Here is a 15,971-nt window from a genome sequence, read left to right as displayed (position 1 = left end):
TTCGGGTGGCTGAGGTTCGCGGGGGGACGGTTGGGCATGGCGGGGCTGGTGGGGAGTTCAGGCGGCTGCTGCGGGGGCGGTGTCGACGCCCAGGCGTTCCAGGAGACCCGCGCGCAGTTCGGCGAACCGCGGGTCGGTGATGTCGCGCGGGCGGTCGAGGTCGATCTCCTGCTCGTGCGCGATGACTCCGTCGTCCATGACCAGGACGCGGTCGGCGAGCAGAACCGCCTCCTCGACGTCGTGCGTGACGAGGAGCACGGCGCAGCCGCGGCGCTGCCACAGCTCGCCCACCAGACGCTGGGCCTTGATGCGGGTGAGCGCGTCGAGGGCGCCGAACGGCTCGTCGAGCAGCAGCAGATCGGGCTCGCGCACCAACGCCCGTGCCAGTGAGGCGCGTTGTGCCTCGCCGCCGGAGAGCGTCTTGGGCCAGGCGTCGGAGCGGCTGCTCAGACCGACCTCGGTGAGGGCCTGCTCGGCGACGGCGCGCTCGGGCTTGCCGGGCAGGCCGAGCAGTACGTTGCGCCACACCTTCTTCCACGGCATCAGACGTGGTGCCTGGAAGGCGACGGCCTTGCGACGCGGCACGAGGACGGTGCCCTCGATGTCGCGGTCGAGACCGGCGAGGATGCGCAGAAGGGTGGACTTGCCGCAGCCACTGCGGCCGATCAGGGCGACGAACTCGCCCTGTCGGAGGTCGAGTCGGAGCTCGTCGATGACCGGACGGCCGTCGAAGGACCGGGTCAGCCCCTCGACACGAACGGCCGAGGGGGTGTCTACCGGCCGGTGAACGTCGGTCGCCATTGCAGCAGCAGCCTTTCGAGAGTGCGGACGACGAAGTCGGCCAGCAGGCCGAGGAAGGCGTAGACGATCAGGCAGACCACGATCACGTCGGTCCGCAGGAAGTCCCGCGCCTGCACCATGAGGAAGCCGATCCCGGAGTCCGCGTTGACCTGCTCCGCGAAGACGAGGGCGAGCCAGGCGATGCCGAGGGAGTAGCGCAGGCCGGTCATGGCGCCGGGCAGCGCCCCCGGCAGGACGACGTGCCGCACGAGCCCCCACCGCGACAGGCCGAGGGACTCACCGGCCTCGATCAGCCGGGCGTCGACGCCGCGAATGCCGGCGTACACGTTGAGGTAGAGCGGGAACGTCACGCCGAGCGTGATGATGGCGACCTTGGGTGCCTCGCCGATGCCGAACCAGATGATGAACAGCGGGATCAGGCCTACGAAGGGCACGGTCCGCAGCATCTGCACCGGGGCGTCCACGAGGTCCTCGCCGATCCGGAACAGGCCCGACACCAGGGCGAGTCCGGTACCGACGACGGTGCCAAGCAGCAGTCCGGCGGCCACCCGCTGCAGCGAGGTGCCCATCGCGGAGGTCAGTGAACCGTCGGCGACCAGCTCCCTGGCGACCTCGGCGATCCGCCCCGGCGAGGCGAGCACGTCGGCGGTCAACACGCCAGTGCTGCTGAGGACTTGCCACAACGCCAGCAGCAGGAGCGGGCCGCTGGTGCGGCGCAGCCAGCGGGGAACGCGGGTACGGCGGGAGGAGCTGGGGACGAGCGGCTCGAGATCGAGCTTCGGAGGGGAGGCGGTGGAAGCTGATTCAGGCGATATATCGGGTTTGTGGGAGTCGGGCGGGGCATGGCTGATGCTCATGAGTGCTCCACGGGAGGTGAGCGTCCGGGGGAGAGGGGCGCGCTTCAGCGCCGCGACATCACCGGCGCGTCAGAACACACGAGTACGGCGAAGCGCAGGCGCAGATGACGGCGAACCGGTGGTGAGGAGAGGGGAAAGGCGTCAGCAGCCGCGGCGACACGCGGCGGAGGCCACCCGCAGCAGGTCGATGTGACCGCGCGTGGTGAGCAGGGCTGAACGCAACATGCGCCGAAAGTAGCCAGATGACGTGGCCACGGTCAATGGCGTCTCGCGAACTGGACCGCCGGTGTCAGGGGGTGGGCGAACGCTCGTGTGTGAAACGCGACGTGTGGGTGAGGATGGGAGTCATGTCAGACGCTTTCACCACTCGAGTCCTGAACGTGGCCACCGGCTCCACGGAGCGGATCGCCGACCTGACCCGTGACTGCGAGGCCTTCCTGCGGGAGGCGGCCGCCGGCCGCGACGGTCTGCTGAACGTTTTTGTGCCCCACGCGACCGCCGGCATCGCGATCATCGAGACGGGCGCGGGCAGCGACGACGACCTCCTCGCCGCCCTGCACACCCTTCTCCCCGCCGACGACCGCTGGCAGCACCGCCACGGCAGTCCCGGCCACGGCCGTGACCACGTCCTGCCCGCGGTCGTCCCGCCCCATGCGACGCTGCCGGTGCTGAACGGGCGCCTGGAGCTGGGTACTTGGCAGTCGGTGTGTCTGGTCGACACGAATCGGGATAACTCGGAACGAAAGGTGCGTCTGAGCTTTCTTGCCGGCGGGTGAATTTCGGCCACGCCGGACGGACCGCGGGAGGAACCCCAGGCGGGACCGGCCGCAGCCACAGCCTCGACCTGATCGGCGCGCCGGTCACCGGTTGCCTCACCGGCATCGCCGGCGTCGCTGTCATCGCAGGATGTTGACGGCCCGGGCGACCACCAGGACCACGGTTACCAGGGAGACCGAGGACTGCACCATCATCAGCATCTTGGCCCAGCGTGACAGCGGCATCACGTCGGTCGGGCTGAAGGCGGTGGAGTTGGTGAACGACAGGTACAGGTAGTCCGGGAACGCCGGTTCCCAGTCCGGCGGCGCGGTCTGAGGGGTCTGCATCTGTACGAAGAGGAAGTCGGCGAACTGGTGGTGGCCTTGGGCCCGCGCCAGCGGTCCGCCGCGGTCCCACTCCCAGTACCACAGGGCGAACACGATGACGTTCGTCAGCCAGATTCCGCCGCCGGTCAGCAGCAGGGGCCCGGCGTCCGTCCCCTCGGTTCCGTTCACCAGGCCCGCCACCAGCCGGACCGCCGCCCAGCCGTTGGCCAGGCTGATCAGGCAGATCATGGCCAGGCCGAGCCACCGCAGCCACCGGGTCCGGGGCTCGACCCGCCGGGGGTTCGCGGCGATCAGGCCGGCCAGCAGGACCAGCTCCAGGACCGGTAGCGCCCAGTGCGGCTGGAGGGTGAGGCGGTGCGGCAGCATCAGCTGGAGGGTGACCGCCACCAGGATCACGGCGGTCACCGCCCAGCGCGGCTCACCCTGTGTCGCCCGGCGCCATGCGGGTGCCGCGTCGTGCCCGCCGCTCTCCAGCAGTCGCTCGATCCTGGCCAGGCGGCTCTCCGCGTTGTCCGTACTGTCGCTCATGGCGACGATTGTCCCGGGGGAAGATGTTGATCATGCGACCGGCCGGACCGTGGGTGGCCGCCGTGCGCATAAGTGCTGGCTTTGGGCGTCTAAGCTGCTGAAACAGGCATTGCTTTTCAAGGCTGGACATACTGACGCGCGACGGGCGGATCGAGGTCGAGGCCGCCGCGGACGTACTGCACGTCTCCACCGCCACGATCCGACGCGACCTGGATGAGTTGGCGCGCCAGCAAATGGTCACCCGTACCCACGGCGGCGCCGTGATCAACGCCATCGCGTACGACCTGCCGCTCCGCTACAAGGCCGCGCGCAACGCTCCGGAGAAGGAGCGGATCGCCAACGCGGCGGCGGGCCTGGTGAAGGCGGGTGCCGTGGTGGGCTTGAACGGCGGTACCACGACCACCGCGGTCGCCCGGGCGCTGGCTATCAGGCCCGAGCTGAGCACGGAGGGCGCCGGTCCCTCGCTGACGGTCGTCACCAACGCCCTGAACATCGCCAACGAACTGGTCGTACGCCGCCATGTGAAGCTCGTCCTCACCGGGGGGAGTGGCCCGCCCTGCCTCGTACGAGCTCACCGGACCGCTCGCCACCGGGATGCTCGCGCAGATCACGCTCGACCATGCCTTCATCGGCGTCGACGCGATCGACGTCCGGCACGGGGCGACCGTCTTGCCCATGACGGCGGGCAGAAGCACGTACACCCCTGCCAGCAGGAGGGCCGTTGCGGCTTGGACCCCGCTCCACGCACCTCCTCGCCGGACCGCCGCCAGCCGCAGACGGTCCGCCGCGCGTCGGTCCACCGGCTGCTCCCGTGGTCGTACGGTTCCGGAACGGGGCGGCGGCGCGATGTGCCCCCGCCGTGTCGGTGACGACTAGCACAGCAGCAGGCTGAGGAAGCTGATTCCACCACCACAGCCCTTGCTTGCCCGACTGCCGGGCGGCGGACGGTAACCGGCGTCCGACTCGATGGTCAGACCCTGCAGATCGAGGAGCGACACTGCTTTTCACCACCTCTCTCGTACTTGTGCGGGGACGGGAAGGTCATGGGCGGGCAGCCCCGATGTCAGGAACGGCAGCCCGGTGGGCCGGGAGTGCGAGACGGCGCCCAACGCGAGCAGGACGCCCCCACCTCCGGTGGCCAGGTCCATGGACAGCCGCATCAACTGCTCACCGGGAAGGCCAGACGGCCGTCGAGCAGGCAGGCGTGGCGGGACAGACGGCGTACGTGGTCGGCGACCACGGGGTCCCGCGCGGCCGCCGTGCCGGGCGGGGGCGCACGGCTGAGGTGGAGGATCATCCCGGCGATGCCGTCGAAGAGCCCGGGTTCGATGTAGAACGACGCCCTGGCGGCCCTGCGGATCGCGTCGGCGGAGGTTGCGGACTCCTCGTCCGCGCGGTGGGACAGGTAGTCGTCGAGGACCATGCCGATACCCACGCTGCCGTCGGCGAGATAGGGCATGGTGCGCCAGCCCTCGTTCACCTCCATCGACACCTCCTCGCGCACGAGGCAGCGGCGCAGGTCCTGGCGCAGCGCGGTGGCGGCCAGGTCGAGGAGTGCGGGGTCGCCGCTGTGGTCGTACAGGCGCAGGAACATCAGCGCGGGCCCGGACGATCCGTACATGAGCCCCGCTCTCGGGTGGGCGCCGCCGCTGATCTCCGGCACGCCGTCGGCCGGCCCCAGGCGGTCGGCGACGGCTTGTGCCACGCGCAGGACGGCGTCACGGCAGGCGGCGTCGCCGGTGGTGGTCGCGAAGTGGAGCAGGTCGAGGCGGATGCCGGACAGACCGCCGTTGAGGTCGAGGGCCAGGGTCTCCCAGCGTTCACTCAGGCACATGTCGAGGACCTTGACGGCCTCCTCGTGGTGCCCGAGGTGGTCCAGGACGTACGCGATGCCGTGCAGGCCGTCGTAGAGGCCGAGCCGGGTGCCGGTTCCGGGTGGGGGGCGTGCCGGATCAGCCAGTCCTCGTGGTCGGGGTGGCGTCCGGCGCCGGTCACGTCCAGCGCGTACAGGACGCCCGCCGCACCATGGGCCAGGCCGAGCCCGCCGCCCGGGGTGGCGAACTGCTCGATGTCGCCGGGGAAGAGCCTGTCCCGGCGCTCGGGTGTGGCGGAGGCCAGGACGGCCGCGGCGATCGAATCCCGGGCGCTCAGCCAGCCGGAGTGGTCGGGTTCCAGCCGGGGCTCGTCGTCCGCCCCGGCGGCCATGTCGTCGCCGGTCATCGTGCGGACGGCCGCGTCGAGGAACCGGCCGGGGACGGGGAACAGCCGCGCGGCTTCCCTGGCGAGCTGTCCCGCCTTGCCCCGGTCCAGTTCGATCAGGCCGGTGAGCGGCATGAACAGGGCGAGCCTCAGACAGGCCAGCGCGTGCCGGTCGATGTCGAAGCCGGTGGTCCCCTTCGGGGCGAGGGACCCCGGGGCCGCGAGGACCTGGTGTCGCGCGTCGGCCACCTCTGAGGCGCCCTCGAAGTCGATCAGGACGACGCTGCCGCCGGGACGGACCAGGATGTTGAACGTGTGGACATCGCCCATCACGATGCCCCGGTCGTGGACCGCGGCGACCGCTTCCTCCACCTGCTGGAACATGTCGAGGGCCCAGGAGGTGTAGTCGGCGAAGTCGGCGAGGGCCGGGTCCAGCGCCACGAGCGGATAGCGCTCGGCGAACACGTTCATGGTCGTCTCCTCGTGCAGGGTGGGCAAGGGGACTGTCGATCGCCGAGTTGCCGAGTTGCCGAGTCGCCGAGTAGGCGTGTTTCCGGTCTCTCCTCAGCCAACTCGCCGGAATACGCGCGCAGTTGAATCGCCCCGGTGAACGTTCAGTCCTTTCCGGTGAGCAGCCGTCGCGGGTTGGCGATGCGGAAGGCGTAGGCCGCGGCACCGCCCAGACCGAAGCCGGGGTGCCGCGGCGGCTCCGCATAGGGCCGGTCCGAGCCCTGGACGACGGCGTCCACACCGAGGGCGCGGACGATCGCGTCGACGGCGGTCGGCCCGTACGACGAGGTCTCGACGAACACGTCCGGATCCGCCCCGACGTCCGCCCCGTCGCCCCGCGCGGCGAAGCGCTCCCCGTGCAGCGGGGCGAGCCCGGCCAGCAGGGCGAAGCACACCCTGAGGCGCGGATGGCGCGGCCGGCCGAAGGCGCGGAAGGCGAACCAGGCGGCGTGCATCTGCTGCACGTAGGGGACCATCGCGGGCCACCAGCCGGGTCCCCCCGACCCGCCGGGCGCGGGTCCCGGGTGGACGAACAGGGGGAGGCCGCGCTCTTCGAGCAGATCGAGCAGCGGGGCACAGCGCGCGTAACCGGCCGCGTCGGCAAGGGCGTTCGCCGGGAGCTGGAGTCCGGCGAACCCCCGGTCGAGGTCCTCGGCCGTCGCGCTCGCGTCGATGTCCCGTACACCGGCGGCGGCCCAGGCCCCGAAGGGCTCGGGCAGCGCGGCCGCGCCCTCGTGGTAGGCGTCGAGCAGGGGCCGCGCCTCGGCCGAGGGCAGCCACTCCACGCCGATCGGGGCGGACAGCGAGACGAGCACCCGTCCCAGGCCGTCGGCGGCGGCGAGATCCGTACGCCGGGTGAGGTCGTGGTCGGCGGGAGGGATCTCGTAGGGCGGCTCACCATCCAGGAACAGGGTCCAGTTGTCCAAGAACGGCGGTTCCCGGCGGGACCGCAGGGTCGTCACCAGCGAGGGGGTCCACAGATGCTGGTGTACGTCGACGTTGGTCATGACGCTCCTCCCACCAAGGCGCGCAGCGCGCTCCGGACGTCGTCGGACCCCAGGATGTCGCGGTTCACCACCTCCACGTCCACCCCGCAGGGCCGGTCGTCGTCCAGGCGGGGCACGATCGCCCGGATCGAGCGGTGCACAAGACGAGGTCCTCGCCCCAGTGCGGACGGTTCGGCCAGGTCCACGGCCTGCGCGGCGACCACGGCCTCGACCGCGAGCAGTGGCCGCAGCCGGGTGAGCATCGCGGTCAGCCGCCGCGCCCCGAGGGCCGCATTGGTCGAGTCGTCCTCGACGGCGTCCGAGCCGTGGCGGGGGTCGGTGCTCACCGGTGCGGACAGCATGCGGATCTCGGCGACGAGGGCCTGCGCCGTCTTGGCCAGCGGTGCGAAGCCGGAGCGTTCCGGACCGTACGGCGAGAGGTTCGCGGGCAGTCCGCTGACGGCGGGGTCGAGCAGCCGGCGCATCCGCTCGGCGGAGATCGCGGCGGTCTGTGTCAGGGCCAGCGCGAGGGTGTCGAAGGCGAGGGCCAGGGCCGGGGTGTGGAAGTTGCCGGACGAGAGGATCTCGCCGGTGTCGGCCAGGACCACCGGCTTGTCGCCGCAGCCGTTGAGCTCCGGGTGGAGCGCGTCGTCGCCGAAGTCCAGCGCGGCGTGCAGCGCCCCGTGCACCTGGGCCGAGCACCGCAGGCTGACGGGGTCCTGGACCCGCCGTGCGTGCCGGGGGTCGCGCAGCTCACCGCCGTCCAGCAGGGCGAGCAGTTCGCGCGCCGCGCGGGACTGCCCGGGGGAGGGGCGCAGGTCCAGCACCCGGGGGTCGAGCGGGCTCGTGTTGGCCCGGAAGCCCTCGTAGGTCAGCGCGGTGACCGCCTGGGCCGGCGTGAGCACGGCGGCCGCCTCGTGCAGGGCGAGAGCGCCCTGTCCGGCCGCCAGCGGGCTCGCGCTGCACAGCACATGCCCGTCCCTCGGACCCAGTTCGGCGGGGGCGAGACCGGCCCGCCGCAGTGCTGTGTGCCGTCGAGCACCTCACCGGCGAACTCGGCGCTGCCCTCCCCGATCACCGGATGCACCCGGGCGTTGAGCATGGCCACAAGCAGCCGCGGGATCCCTGGCCGCACTCCGCTGCCGCCGCCCGCAATGCCGTTGACACGGGCCAGGACGGCGGCGCGTACGACGGGGACCGGCAGCGGTGCGCCGACCGCGTTGGCCCGGCCCCGGACCGTACGGACGCTGAACGCGTCGAGTTCGTCGCGGGGGAGTGCGTACGGCGAGCGGGTGGCGGCGTATTCATGCGTGGGCGTCTCCCGAGTGACGATGGTTGCAGTGTGCCCTGATCGCGCAGGGAACGTCAGTGGCGCCGAGGACGGCCGCAACAGATCCCCCCAAGAGTTGCCGCACTAGCCGATGTCCACCACGCGCGCCCATGAGGGCGGAGAGTCCGGCACGTAGTCGGGATCGTCCTCGTTGTCCCACGCCCCCGGTTGCCGAGGGAACAGGCCCACCACCGTCCGGCACGCCGGCCGCGTGTCCGGCCAGGGTGTCTGACCGTCCGTCAGGACCACGACGACGTCGGGTCGTGGCCGCGACCGCAGCGCCTTGGCGAAACCGGTGCGCAGATCCGTGCCCCCGCCGCCCATCAGCGGAATTCCCTCACCACGGCACAGCGGGTGCACCACCCTGGCCGCCGCGTCACACGGCAGCACGGAGACCAGGTCACGACGGCCGCCCACGGCACGGGAGATGGCGGCGACCTCGAGGATCGCGCTGCCCAGTTCGGCGTCACTGACCGACCCGGACGTGTCGATGATCACGGACACCCGGGGCGGCCTGCGCCGCAGGCTCGGCAGGACGGCCCCGGGCACCGAGGCCGAGCGCCGGGACGGCCGGCCGTAGGTGTAGTCCTCGCCCGCGCCCGGCCCGGAGGCCGCCGAGCGGATCGCCGCTCCCAGCAACTCCCGCCACGGCTGCGGCGGATGGAACGCCTCCTCGGCCCACCGACGCCAGCCCTTCGAGGCGTGCCCCGGGCGGCCGGTGATGCCCTGCGCCACCCGGAACCGGACCGCGTCCCGTTCCTGCTCGCTCAGGCTGCGCGCACCGTCCGGTCCCAGGTCCCACTCCCGTTCCAGTCCGTCGGCGCCACTGCCGCAGTCCAGCCAGGACATGCTCTGGGTGAGCGGCCCGAGTCGGAACCAGGTCAGGTACTCCTCCATGAGCTGCCCCTCGGGCAACCGCAGGAACGCCGGATCGACGACGTCCTCGGGCCGGACCAGCCCGTCACCGAACACGTCGTCGTTGATCTCGCAGTCCGCGGCGATGTTCATCCGCAGCCGTTCCCCCGGGCCGGTCAGCCCACGTTCCCGCGCGACCCGGTCGCTGCGCCCGTGATGGTCGCGCAGCAGGTGCGACACCTCGTGCACCCACACGCCCGCCAGTTCCTCCACCGGCGTCCGGTCCACGAACGCCGGCGAGACGTAGCACCGCCAGTGCCGGTCGACGGCCATGGTCGGCACCCGCCGCGACTCGACGGTGTGCAGGGCGAACAGGGCCGTCGCCAAGTAGGGCCGGACGCGGGCGGCGTGCAGCCGGGCGGCGAAGAGCTTGTCGAGGTCCAGCGCACCCGGTGCGTCGGGTGCCGGCGGTGTGTCGGGTGCCGGCGGTGTGTCGGGTGCCGGCGGTGCCGGCGGTGCCGGCGTTGTGTCCGGTCGTCGCCGGCCCTGTTCCGCGCTCATCGGCCGGCCTTCGCGGCGACCGCGCCCCGGGCAGCCGCGCGATCCGCCGCGCGATCCGCCGCGTGGTCCGCCCGCCGGGACAGGGACACCACTCCGGCGAGCCGCTCGATCGACGCCGGAACGTCCCAGTCCTCCTGACGCAGCGAGGCGAGGGTGGTCGCGGGGACGACCACCAAGTCCGGGGCTCCGGTCTCCACCGCCCGGACCAGGAGCGCCCAGGCCGCGTCCCAGCGGGCCCTGTCCGGGCGCCGGCGCACCGCGTCCACCACACCGTCCAGCACGGCCTGGCGAAGATCGCCCCGCTCGGGCAGTACCGCACCCGCCGGATCGGCGAGCACCTCCTCGGGGTCGGGGAGGTCCAGCCGGTCCAGGCTCGCCAGTAGCTCAAGCCCCGGACCGTCCCCCACGGTGCCCCGGACCAACAGGGAGAGCACTTCCCGGGAGGATCCGGCCGCGTTCGCGAAGGCGATCAGGCACAACGTCATCTCCCAGCTCCGGGGCGACGGCCAGGCACCGCCCCGGCGCGTTTGACTGCTGGGCAGCTGGTGCACGAGCTTGGGGCGGGCGGTGAGCAGCCCGCACACCGCCCGCCGGGCGAAGTCCACGGCCTGCGGCAGCTTCGCCGGGTCGAGCCGCGGCAGGGTCGCCCGGGGCCAGGTCCCGCCGAGGCCGCGTACGACGACCTCGTGGTCGTGGGTCCACTGCAGATGGACGAAGCGGTTGGCGAGCGGCGGGCTCAGCTCCCAGCCGTCGGCCGCCGAGGACCGCGGATTGGCGGCGGCCACGATCCGGACGCCGGGCGGCAGCTGCAGGGCGCCGATGCGCCGCTCGAGGACGAGCCGGAGCAGCGCGGCCTGAACGGCCGGCGGTGCGGTGGAGAGCTCGTCGAGGAACAGCAGCCCCCGGCCGGCCCGCACCAGTCGCACCGCCCAGTCCGGCGGGGCCATCGGCACGCCCTGTTCCGCGGGGTCGTCCCCGACGACGGGCAGCCCCGAGAAGTCGGACGGTTCGTGCACGCTGGCGATCACGGTGGTCAGCGGAAGGTCCAGGGCTTCGGCGAGCTGGGTCAGCGCGGCGGTCTTGCCGATGCCCGGCTCGCCCCACAGCAGGACGGGCAGGTCGGCGGCCACGGCCAGGGTCAGGGCCTCCAGCTGGACGTCGGGTCGCGGTTCGGTGGTGGTGTCGCGCAGCAGGGTCAACAAGTCGCCCGCGACGTCGAGTTGGGAGTCGTGAACAGGGGCGGAGGGGACAGCGGACAGGGTGCATGTGGGCATGTGTGATCACCTTTTGGCTAGTAAGGGTTGGGGAGATCCCCCAGGGCATTGAGTGGTCGTGAGGGGACCCGTGGTCCCCGAGGTCAGCGGCCGGTGGTGTGGCGGGGATGCGAGCGGTGGTGGCGGGGACGGTGAAGCCCCGGGCGGACGCGGTCCGGTCCGGGTCCGACCAGGCCGGCCCTGAACAGCCCGTAGGTGATCCGGCGCTCCGCGGCGGCCTCGAGTTCGTCCCGCAGGGCGCCGTCGCGCAGCGCCGCGTCGGGGCCCAGCAGGCCCTCGACGACGGCCAGCGCACCGGCGATGTCACCGTGGTCCAGGCGTTCGCGCACGCCGGTGAGGCAGTCGGGACGTCGGTGTGCCTCGTCGATCGCCCGCAGACAGGGAAGCGGCGTGCCGGTCAGCGCGACCAGCAGCTCTTCCCGGCGGATCTCGTCGGGGTCGTGGTCCAGCGGGGCCAGCACCCCGTCGACCAGGCCGATCCGGTGCCGGGCGCCCCGGCACTCCACGAGACGCGGGTGCCCCGCCCGGTCCGAGGTCCGGGACGACCCGGGCGGCGACCAGTCCGGTACGAGTGCCGAGGCGACCAGTGGATGCAGCCGCTCCGCCTCGATCGCACCGCTGCGGATCAGCTGCAGGTCGGGCGGCACCCAGGTCGCCGCGTCGGGCAGCAGCGGCAGAGCGGAGGTGTCCCCGCCGCTCGGCGCCGCGATCCGGACAGTCGGCGGCCCGACGTCGTCGACCACCTCCAGGACCAGCCGATGCCGCCTCCCGAGCCGCACGACGACGGCACCGGAGGACCGCCCCTCGGCGTCCAGCAGGATCCCCGCCTCGGCCGCCCACCGGTCCACGGCCCGGCGACGCCCGTGCGGCAGCGGCTGCGGCGCCGTCCGGGGCAGATCCGGGACGGCCACGGGCCGGCCGCCGTCGGCCGGCCCGTCGGCCCCGGACCGGGTCCGCAGTTCATCGGTCCTGCGTACGTCCCACAGATGGCGGTGCAGGTCCAGGCGGAAGCGCCGACTGGGCCAGGGATGCGGATGGCGGTCGGCGCCGCCCTGCGCGGGGGAGCCGTCCCACAGCGCGAGGCTGATCCGCTGACCGGCGTCCGCCCAGGCGGGCGGCGTACGGACCACGAGATGCACCGGGCCGTCACGCCCGGCGGCCTCGTACCGGGCCAGCGAGACGGTCAGCCCCGGACGCAGCAGCCCGTCGGGAGCGATTCTCGGCAGGTGCCAGCGCAGCAGGTCCGGAGCCAGATGGCGGAGATCGGCGCGGATCCGGGCCGCGAGGTCCCGGCCGTGGGTACGCGCCACGGAACGCAACTGGAGATCGACATCGACACCCGCGGCGGCACACGCCCCCGCCCAGTCGCCGACGTGTCGGCGGGCGGTCGCGGTCTCGATCATGGAGGGCGGCACGGCGAACTCTCGCACGCGCGGCCAGAAGGAAAGGCGGGAATCCTCGTTCGCGGTCCTGGTGAGCATCAGCACTCACCTTGCGCGGACGGGGCCCCCAATCTGTCAACAGAATGAGTCGTCATCGTCGCGGAGCATAGCGTCCTTCACTTCGGTCTGTCACCGGTGATTCAACTTCCCGGGCCGGTGGACGAGTTCGTCCGCGGGCGCGGTTGTTAGCCTTGGCTGTGATCGGTTTCTTCCCGCTCGGCGCCGCGACCACCCTGTCCGAACTCGCCGAGGACCCGCATCCGCGCCTGGCGTCGCTGCGTGCGCACGAGCCCGTGTCCTGGCTGCCCGAGCTGGACGGCTGGCTGGTGACCCGGCGCGATCTCGCGATGGGCGTGATGCGGGACGCCGCGACCTTCACGGTCGACGACCCCCGGTTCTCCACCGCGCAGGTCGTCGGGCCGAGCATGCTGTCCCTGGACGGTGCCGAGCACGCCCGTCACCGTGACCCCTTCGCTGCTCCGTTCCGCCCCCGAGCGGCGCACGACGGTTTCGCCTCGTACATCGAGCAGGAGACCGACCGGCTCATCACCGCACTGGAACCGGCCGGCGCCGCCGAACTGCGAACGGCCTTCGCCGGCCCGCTCGCGGTCGCCGTCGTGACCGAGGCGCTCGGGCTGGTCGGCACCACCGCGGCCACGGTGCTCTCCTGGTACGACTCCATCGTGCGGTCGGTCTCCGACATCACCGCCGGACTCGAGGCCGGACCCGCCGGCGCGGTGGCGTACGCGCAGCTGAGGGCGGCCGTGGAAGCCACCGTCTCCGACCGGGACGCTGCCTCTCTCCTCGGCTCCGCGGCCGGGCGGCTGGGACTGCCCGAGGTGGCGTCCAATGCCGCCGTCCTGATGTTCGGGGGCATCGAGACCACCGAGGCGATGATCACCGACGCGCTGCTGCACCTGCTGAGCCATCCCGGCCAACTCGCCCTCGTCCGGGCCGATGCCGGTCTGCTGGACGGCGCGATCGAGGAATCGCTGCGCCTCGAACCGGGCGCCGCGGTCGTGGACCGCTACGCCACCCGCGACACCGTCCTCGGCCCGGCCACGATCCGCCGCGGTGACCTGGTCACCGTCTCCCTGACGGGAGCGGGCCGCGACCCGGCCGTCTTCCCCGACCCCGACCGGTTCGACGTCCGCCGCGAGAACGCGCGCCTCCACCTGGCCTTCGCCCACGGCCCCCACCACTGCCTCGCCGCGCACCTCGCCCGACTGGAGACCCGGATCGCCCTGCGGCGCCTGCTCGAACGCCTTCCCGACCTGCGCCTCGACCCGGACCGCCCGACCGCGCCGTACGGCCTGGTCTTCCGCAAGCCCCCCGCCCTGCACGTGCTGTGGGACAGGGCTGCCTGACAGGAGCATCTCGTGACGTACGACATCACCGCCATCCGCTCCCAGTTCCCCGCCCTGACGGCCGACACCGCCCACTTCGACGGCCCGGGCGGCACTCAGACGCCCCGACCGGTCATCCAGGCCATCGCCGACGCGCTGGCCCACCCCCTGTCGAACCGGGGGCACACGGCGCCGGGGGAGCGCAACGCCGAGAGCATCGTCATCGAGGCCCGCCGGGCCCTGGCCGACCTGCTGGGGACGCAGCCGTCGGGGATCGTCTTCGGCCGCAGCGCCACCCAGCTCGCCTACGACTTCTCCCGCACCCTCGCCAGGACGTGGGTCCCCGGAGACGAAGTGGTCGTCACCCGCCTCGACCACGACGCCAACATCCGTCCCTGGATCCGGGCCGCCGACCGGGCCGGTGCCACCGTGCGCTGGGCCGACTTCGACCCCGCCACCGGGGAGTTGACCGTCGACGACATCCGCGCCGTGCTGTCCGAACGCACCCGGCTGGTCGCCGTCACCGCCGCGTCCAACCTGATCGGCACCCGGCCCGCGATCGCCGAGATCTCCCGACTGGCCCACGCCGCAGGGGCGTTCACCTACGTCGACGGCGTCCATCACACCGCCCACGCGTCGGTCGACCTGGAGCGGCTCGGCGCGGACTTCTTCGTCTGCTCCCCGTACAAGTTCCTCGGCCCCCACCACGGAGTCCTCGCCGCCCGCCCGAAACTGCTGGAGACGCTGCGGCCGGACAAGCTCCTGCCCTCCACCGACGCCGTTCCGGAGCGCTTCGAACTGGGCACCCTGCCCTACGAGTTCCTCGCGGGCACCACCGCGGCGGTCGACTTCCTCGCCGGCCTGGACACGAGTGCCACCGGCACCCGGCGACAGCGCCTGATCGCGGCGTACACGGCACTCGAAGCACACGAGGACAGCCTGCGCACGCAACTGGACAAGGGACTGTCCTCGCTCGAAGGCGTCACGATCCACTCCAGAGCGGCCGACCGCACCCCCACCCTGTTGCTCACGTTCGAGAACCACGGCACGGTGGACGCGTACCGCTTCCTCGCGGAGCGCGGCGTCCACGCCCCGTCGGGATCCTTCTACGCCGTCGAGGCCTCACGCCGACTCGGCCTCGGCGACACCGGCGGCCTCCGCCTCGGCCTCGCGCCCTACACCTGCACGGAGGACGTCGACCGGCTCCTGACGGGGTTGTCCGAGTTCCTGACAACCCGGTGAGCCGTTGAAAGGAGAGCAGGTCATGAGCACATTCCCCACCGCCGGGGCCGTCCGGACCACCCCGGAAGGCCTTCTGTGGGAGCCCAGCGCACGCTGGGTCCGCGGCCGCAAGGGCGAGGTGACGGTCGTCGACAGTCGGCACCCCGTCCTCGTCTGGGAACCCGACGTCCCCGTCCCGCTGTACGCCTTCCCCCGCGCCGAGGTCCGCGAGGACCTGCTGCGCCCCGCGAAGAACCCTCCGACGGGCACGCACACCGGTTCGCGGATCTTCTACGACCTCGAAGCCGACGGCGAGACCGTGGAGAACGCGGCCTGGACCTTCCCCGGCGCCGACCTCGCCGACCACATCGCCTTCGAGTGGTTCCGGCGCGCCGGCCGGGGCCTCGACCACTGGTACGAGGAAGAGGAGGAGATCTTCATCCACCCCCGCGACCCGCACAAGCGGGTGGACGCGATCCCCAGCAGCCGCCATGTCGTGGTGGAGATCGGCGGCACCGTCGTCGCGGACACCCGCCGCCCGGTCCTGCTGTTCGAGACCGGTCTGCCCACGCGGTACTACATCCCGCGCGAGGACGTCCGCCTCGACCTGCTCGAGCCCACCGACCACAGCACCGGCTGCCCCTACAAGGGCACCGCCCGGTACTGGTCGTGGCGGGCCGGCGCCGGCGTACCGCCGAACATCGTCTGGAGCTACCCGGACCCGCTGCCCGCGGTGGGCGCCGTCAGGGGACTCCTCGCCTTCTTCAACGAGGCGGTCGGCATCATCGTCGACGGCGAACACCAGGAGCGGCCCGTCACGCCGTTCACCCCGATGCTCTCGACCCCGTCACCGGAGTGACCGGCGCACACCGTCCCGAAACCGACACTCCCACGTGACCCGCCTCTCATGGCAAGGCGGCGGTATTGCCGCGACCATGGTGTCCCGCACCGGCAGTTC

At 72.4% G+C, this 15,971-nt stretch carries 17 protein-coding genes and 1 pseudogene; 5 read left to right on the top strand and 13 right to left on the bottom strand.

What is annotated here, in order from left to right:
* Positions 1–57: 57 nt before the first annotated feature.
* The 3 genes from AC5P09_RS12650 to AC5P09_RS12640 all read right to left on the bottom strand — a co-directional run bounded on the left by AC5P09_RS12650 (position 58) and on the right by AC5P09_RS12640 (position 1,883).
* Positions 58–801 carry an ABC transporter ATP-binding protein gene (locus AC5P09_RS12650; protein WP_493873954.1) on the bottom strand — a complete coding sequence of 248 codons (744 nt, stop codon included), beginning with the start codon at positions 799–801 and terminating at the stop codon, positions 58–60.
* Positions 774–1,658, bottom strand: a complete 885-nt coding sequence (locus AC5P09_RS12645; RefSeq protein WP_493873953.1) for an ABC transporter permease — start codon at positions 1,656–1,658, stop codon at positions 774–776. The genes AC5P09_RS12650 and AC5P09_RS12645 overlap by 28 nt, the downstream gene beginning before the upstream one ends.
* A gap of 141 nt (positions 1,659–1,799) precedes the next feature.
* Complete coding sequence (locus AC5P09_RS12640) at positions 1,800–1,883, bottom strand: putative leader peptide (protein WP_349817350.1); 84 nt, start codon at positions 1,881–1,883, stop codon at positions 1,800–1,802.
* Between the two features lie 122 nt (positions 1,884–2,005).
* On the opposite strand from AC5P09_RS12640, the gene AC5P09_RS12635 reads away from it, so the two are divergent.
* Entirely contained in the window at positions 2,006–2,434 is a 429-nt protein-coding gene (locus AC5P09_RS12635; RefSeq protein WP_307673060.1) for a secondary thiamine-phosphate synthase enzyme YjbQ, read from the top strand.
* A 120-nt stretch (positions 2,435–2,554) separates the two neighbouring features.
* Here the strand turns inward: AC5P09_RS12635 and AC5P09_RS12630 are convergent, their stop codons facing one another.
* Positions 2,555–3,289, bottom strand: a complete 735-nt coding sequence (locus tag AC5P09_RS12630) for a hypothetical protein (RefSeq protein WP_493873952.1) — start codon at positions 3,287–3,289, stop codon at positions 2,555–2,557.
* A gap of 122 nt (positions 3,290–3,411) precedes the next feature.
* Between AC5P09_RS12630 and AC5P09_RS12625 the strand changes: the two are divergent.
* A pseudogene (locus AC5P09_RS12625) lies at positions 3,412–3,952 on the top strand (DeoR/GlpR family DNA-binding transcription regulator); the annotation flags it as partial.
* Positions 3,953–4,161: 209 nt separating this feature from the next.
* On the opposite strand, the gene AC5P09_RS12620 reads toward AC5P09_RS12625, so the two are convergent.
* The 9 genes from AC5P09_RS12620 to AC5P09_RS12580 form a co-directional block, all read right to left on the bottom strand.
* The gene (locus AC5P09_RS12620; RefSeq protein WP_493873951.1) at positions 4,162–4,287 is read right to left on the bottom strand and encodes a SapB/AmfS family lanthipeptide; all 126 of its coding nucleotides are present in this window, start codon (positions 4,285–4,287) and stop codon (positions 4,162–4,164) included.
* A 161-nt stretch (positions 4,288–4,448) separates the two neighbouring features.
* A complete protein-coding gene (locus tag AC5P09_RS12615; RefSeq protein WP_493873950.1) occupies positions 4,449–5,123 on the bottom strand; it encodes a hypothetical protein in 675 nt (224 codons plus the stop codon).
* On the bottom strand, positions 5,114–5,959 hold the full coding sequence (locus tag AC5P09_RS12610; protein ID WP_493873949.1) for a hypothetical protein: 846 nt from the start codon (positions 5,957–5,959) through the stop codon (positions 5,114–5,116). Before AC5P09_RS12610 ends, AC5P09_RS12615 begins: the two co-directional genes overlap by 10 nt.
* Before the next feature lie 143 nt (positions 5,960–6,102).
* On the bottom strand, positions 6,103–7,005 hold the full coding sequence (locus AC5P09_RS12605) for an amidohydrolase family protein (RefSeq protein WP_493873948.1): 903 nt from the start codon (positions 7,003–7,005) through the stop codon (positions 6,103–6,105).
* Positions 7,002–7,955, bottom strand: a complete 954-nt coding sequence (locus AC5P09_RS12600; RefSeq protein WP_493873947.1) for an aromatic amino acid lyase — start codon at positions 7,953–7,955, stop codon at positions 7,002–7,004. The genes AC5P09_RS12605 and AC5P09_RS12600 overlap by 4 nt, the downstream gene beginning before the upstream one ends.
* On the bottom strand, positions 7,856–8,374 hold the full coding sequence (locus AC5P09_RS12595; RefSeq protein ID WP_493873946.1) for an aromatic amino acid lyase: 519 nt from the start codon (positions 8,372–8,374) through the stop codon (positions 7,856–7,858). The genes AC5P09_RS12600 and AC5P09_RS12595 overlap by 100 nt, the downstream gene beginning before the upstream one ends.
* Before the next feature lie 24 nt (positions 8,375–8,398).
* Complete coding sequence (locus AC5P09_RS12590) at positions 8,399–9,730, bottom strand: vWA domain-containing protein (protein ID WP_493873945.1); 1,332 nt, start codon at positions 9,728–9,730, stop codon at positions 8,399–8,401.
* On the bottom strand, positions 9,727–11,004 hold the full coding sequence (locus AC5P09_RS12585) for an AAA family ATPase (RefSeq protein ID WP_493873944.1): 1,278 nt from the start codon (positions 11,002–11,004) through the stop codon (positions 9,727–9,729). Before AC5P09_RS12585 ends, AC5P09_RS12590 begins: the two co-directional genes overlap by 4 nt.
* A gap of 83 nt (positions 11,005–11,087) precedes the next feature.
* Positions 11,088–12,485: a hypothetical protein gene (locus AC5P09_RS12580; protein ID WP_493873943.1), complete on the bottom strand. Its 1,398-nt coding sequence runs from the start codon at positions 12,483–12,485 to the stop codon at positions 11,088–11,090.
* A gap of 152 nt (positions 12,486–12,637) precedes the next feature.
* Here AC5P09_RS12580 and AC5P09_RS12575 point away from each other — a divergent pair, with 152 nt between their 5' ends.
* Genes AC5P09_RS12575 through AC5P09_RS12565 form a run of 3 tightly spaced genes read left to right on the top strand, consistent with a single transcriptional unit; the run spans position 12,638 to position 15,872 of the window.
* Positions 12,638–13,813, top strand: a complete 1,176-nt coding sequence (locus tag AC5P09_RS12575) for a cytochrome P450 (RefSeq protein WP_493873942.1) — start codon at positions 12,638–12,640, stop codon at positions 13,811–13,813.
* Between the two features lie 12 nt (positions 13,814–13,825).
* Complete coding sequence (locus AC5P09_RS12570; RefSeq protein WP_493873941.1) at positions 13,826–15,034, top strand: cysteine desulfurase-like protein; 1,209 nt, start codon at positions 13,826–13,828, stop codon at positions 15,032–15,034.
* 22 nt (positions 15,035–15,056) lie between these two features.
* Complete coding sequence (locus AC5P09_RS12565; protein WP_493873940.1) at positions 15,057–15,872, top strand: DUF427 domain-containing protein; 816 nt, start codon at positions 15,057–15,059, stop codon at positions 15,870–15,872.
* Positions 15,873–15,971 lie beyond the last annotated feature (99 nt).

The sequence above is a fragment of the Streptomyces sp. a15 genome, from assembly GCF_059026085.1.
This window is presented reverse-complemented; position numbering and strand designations above follow the sequence as displayed.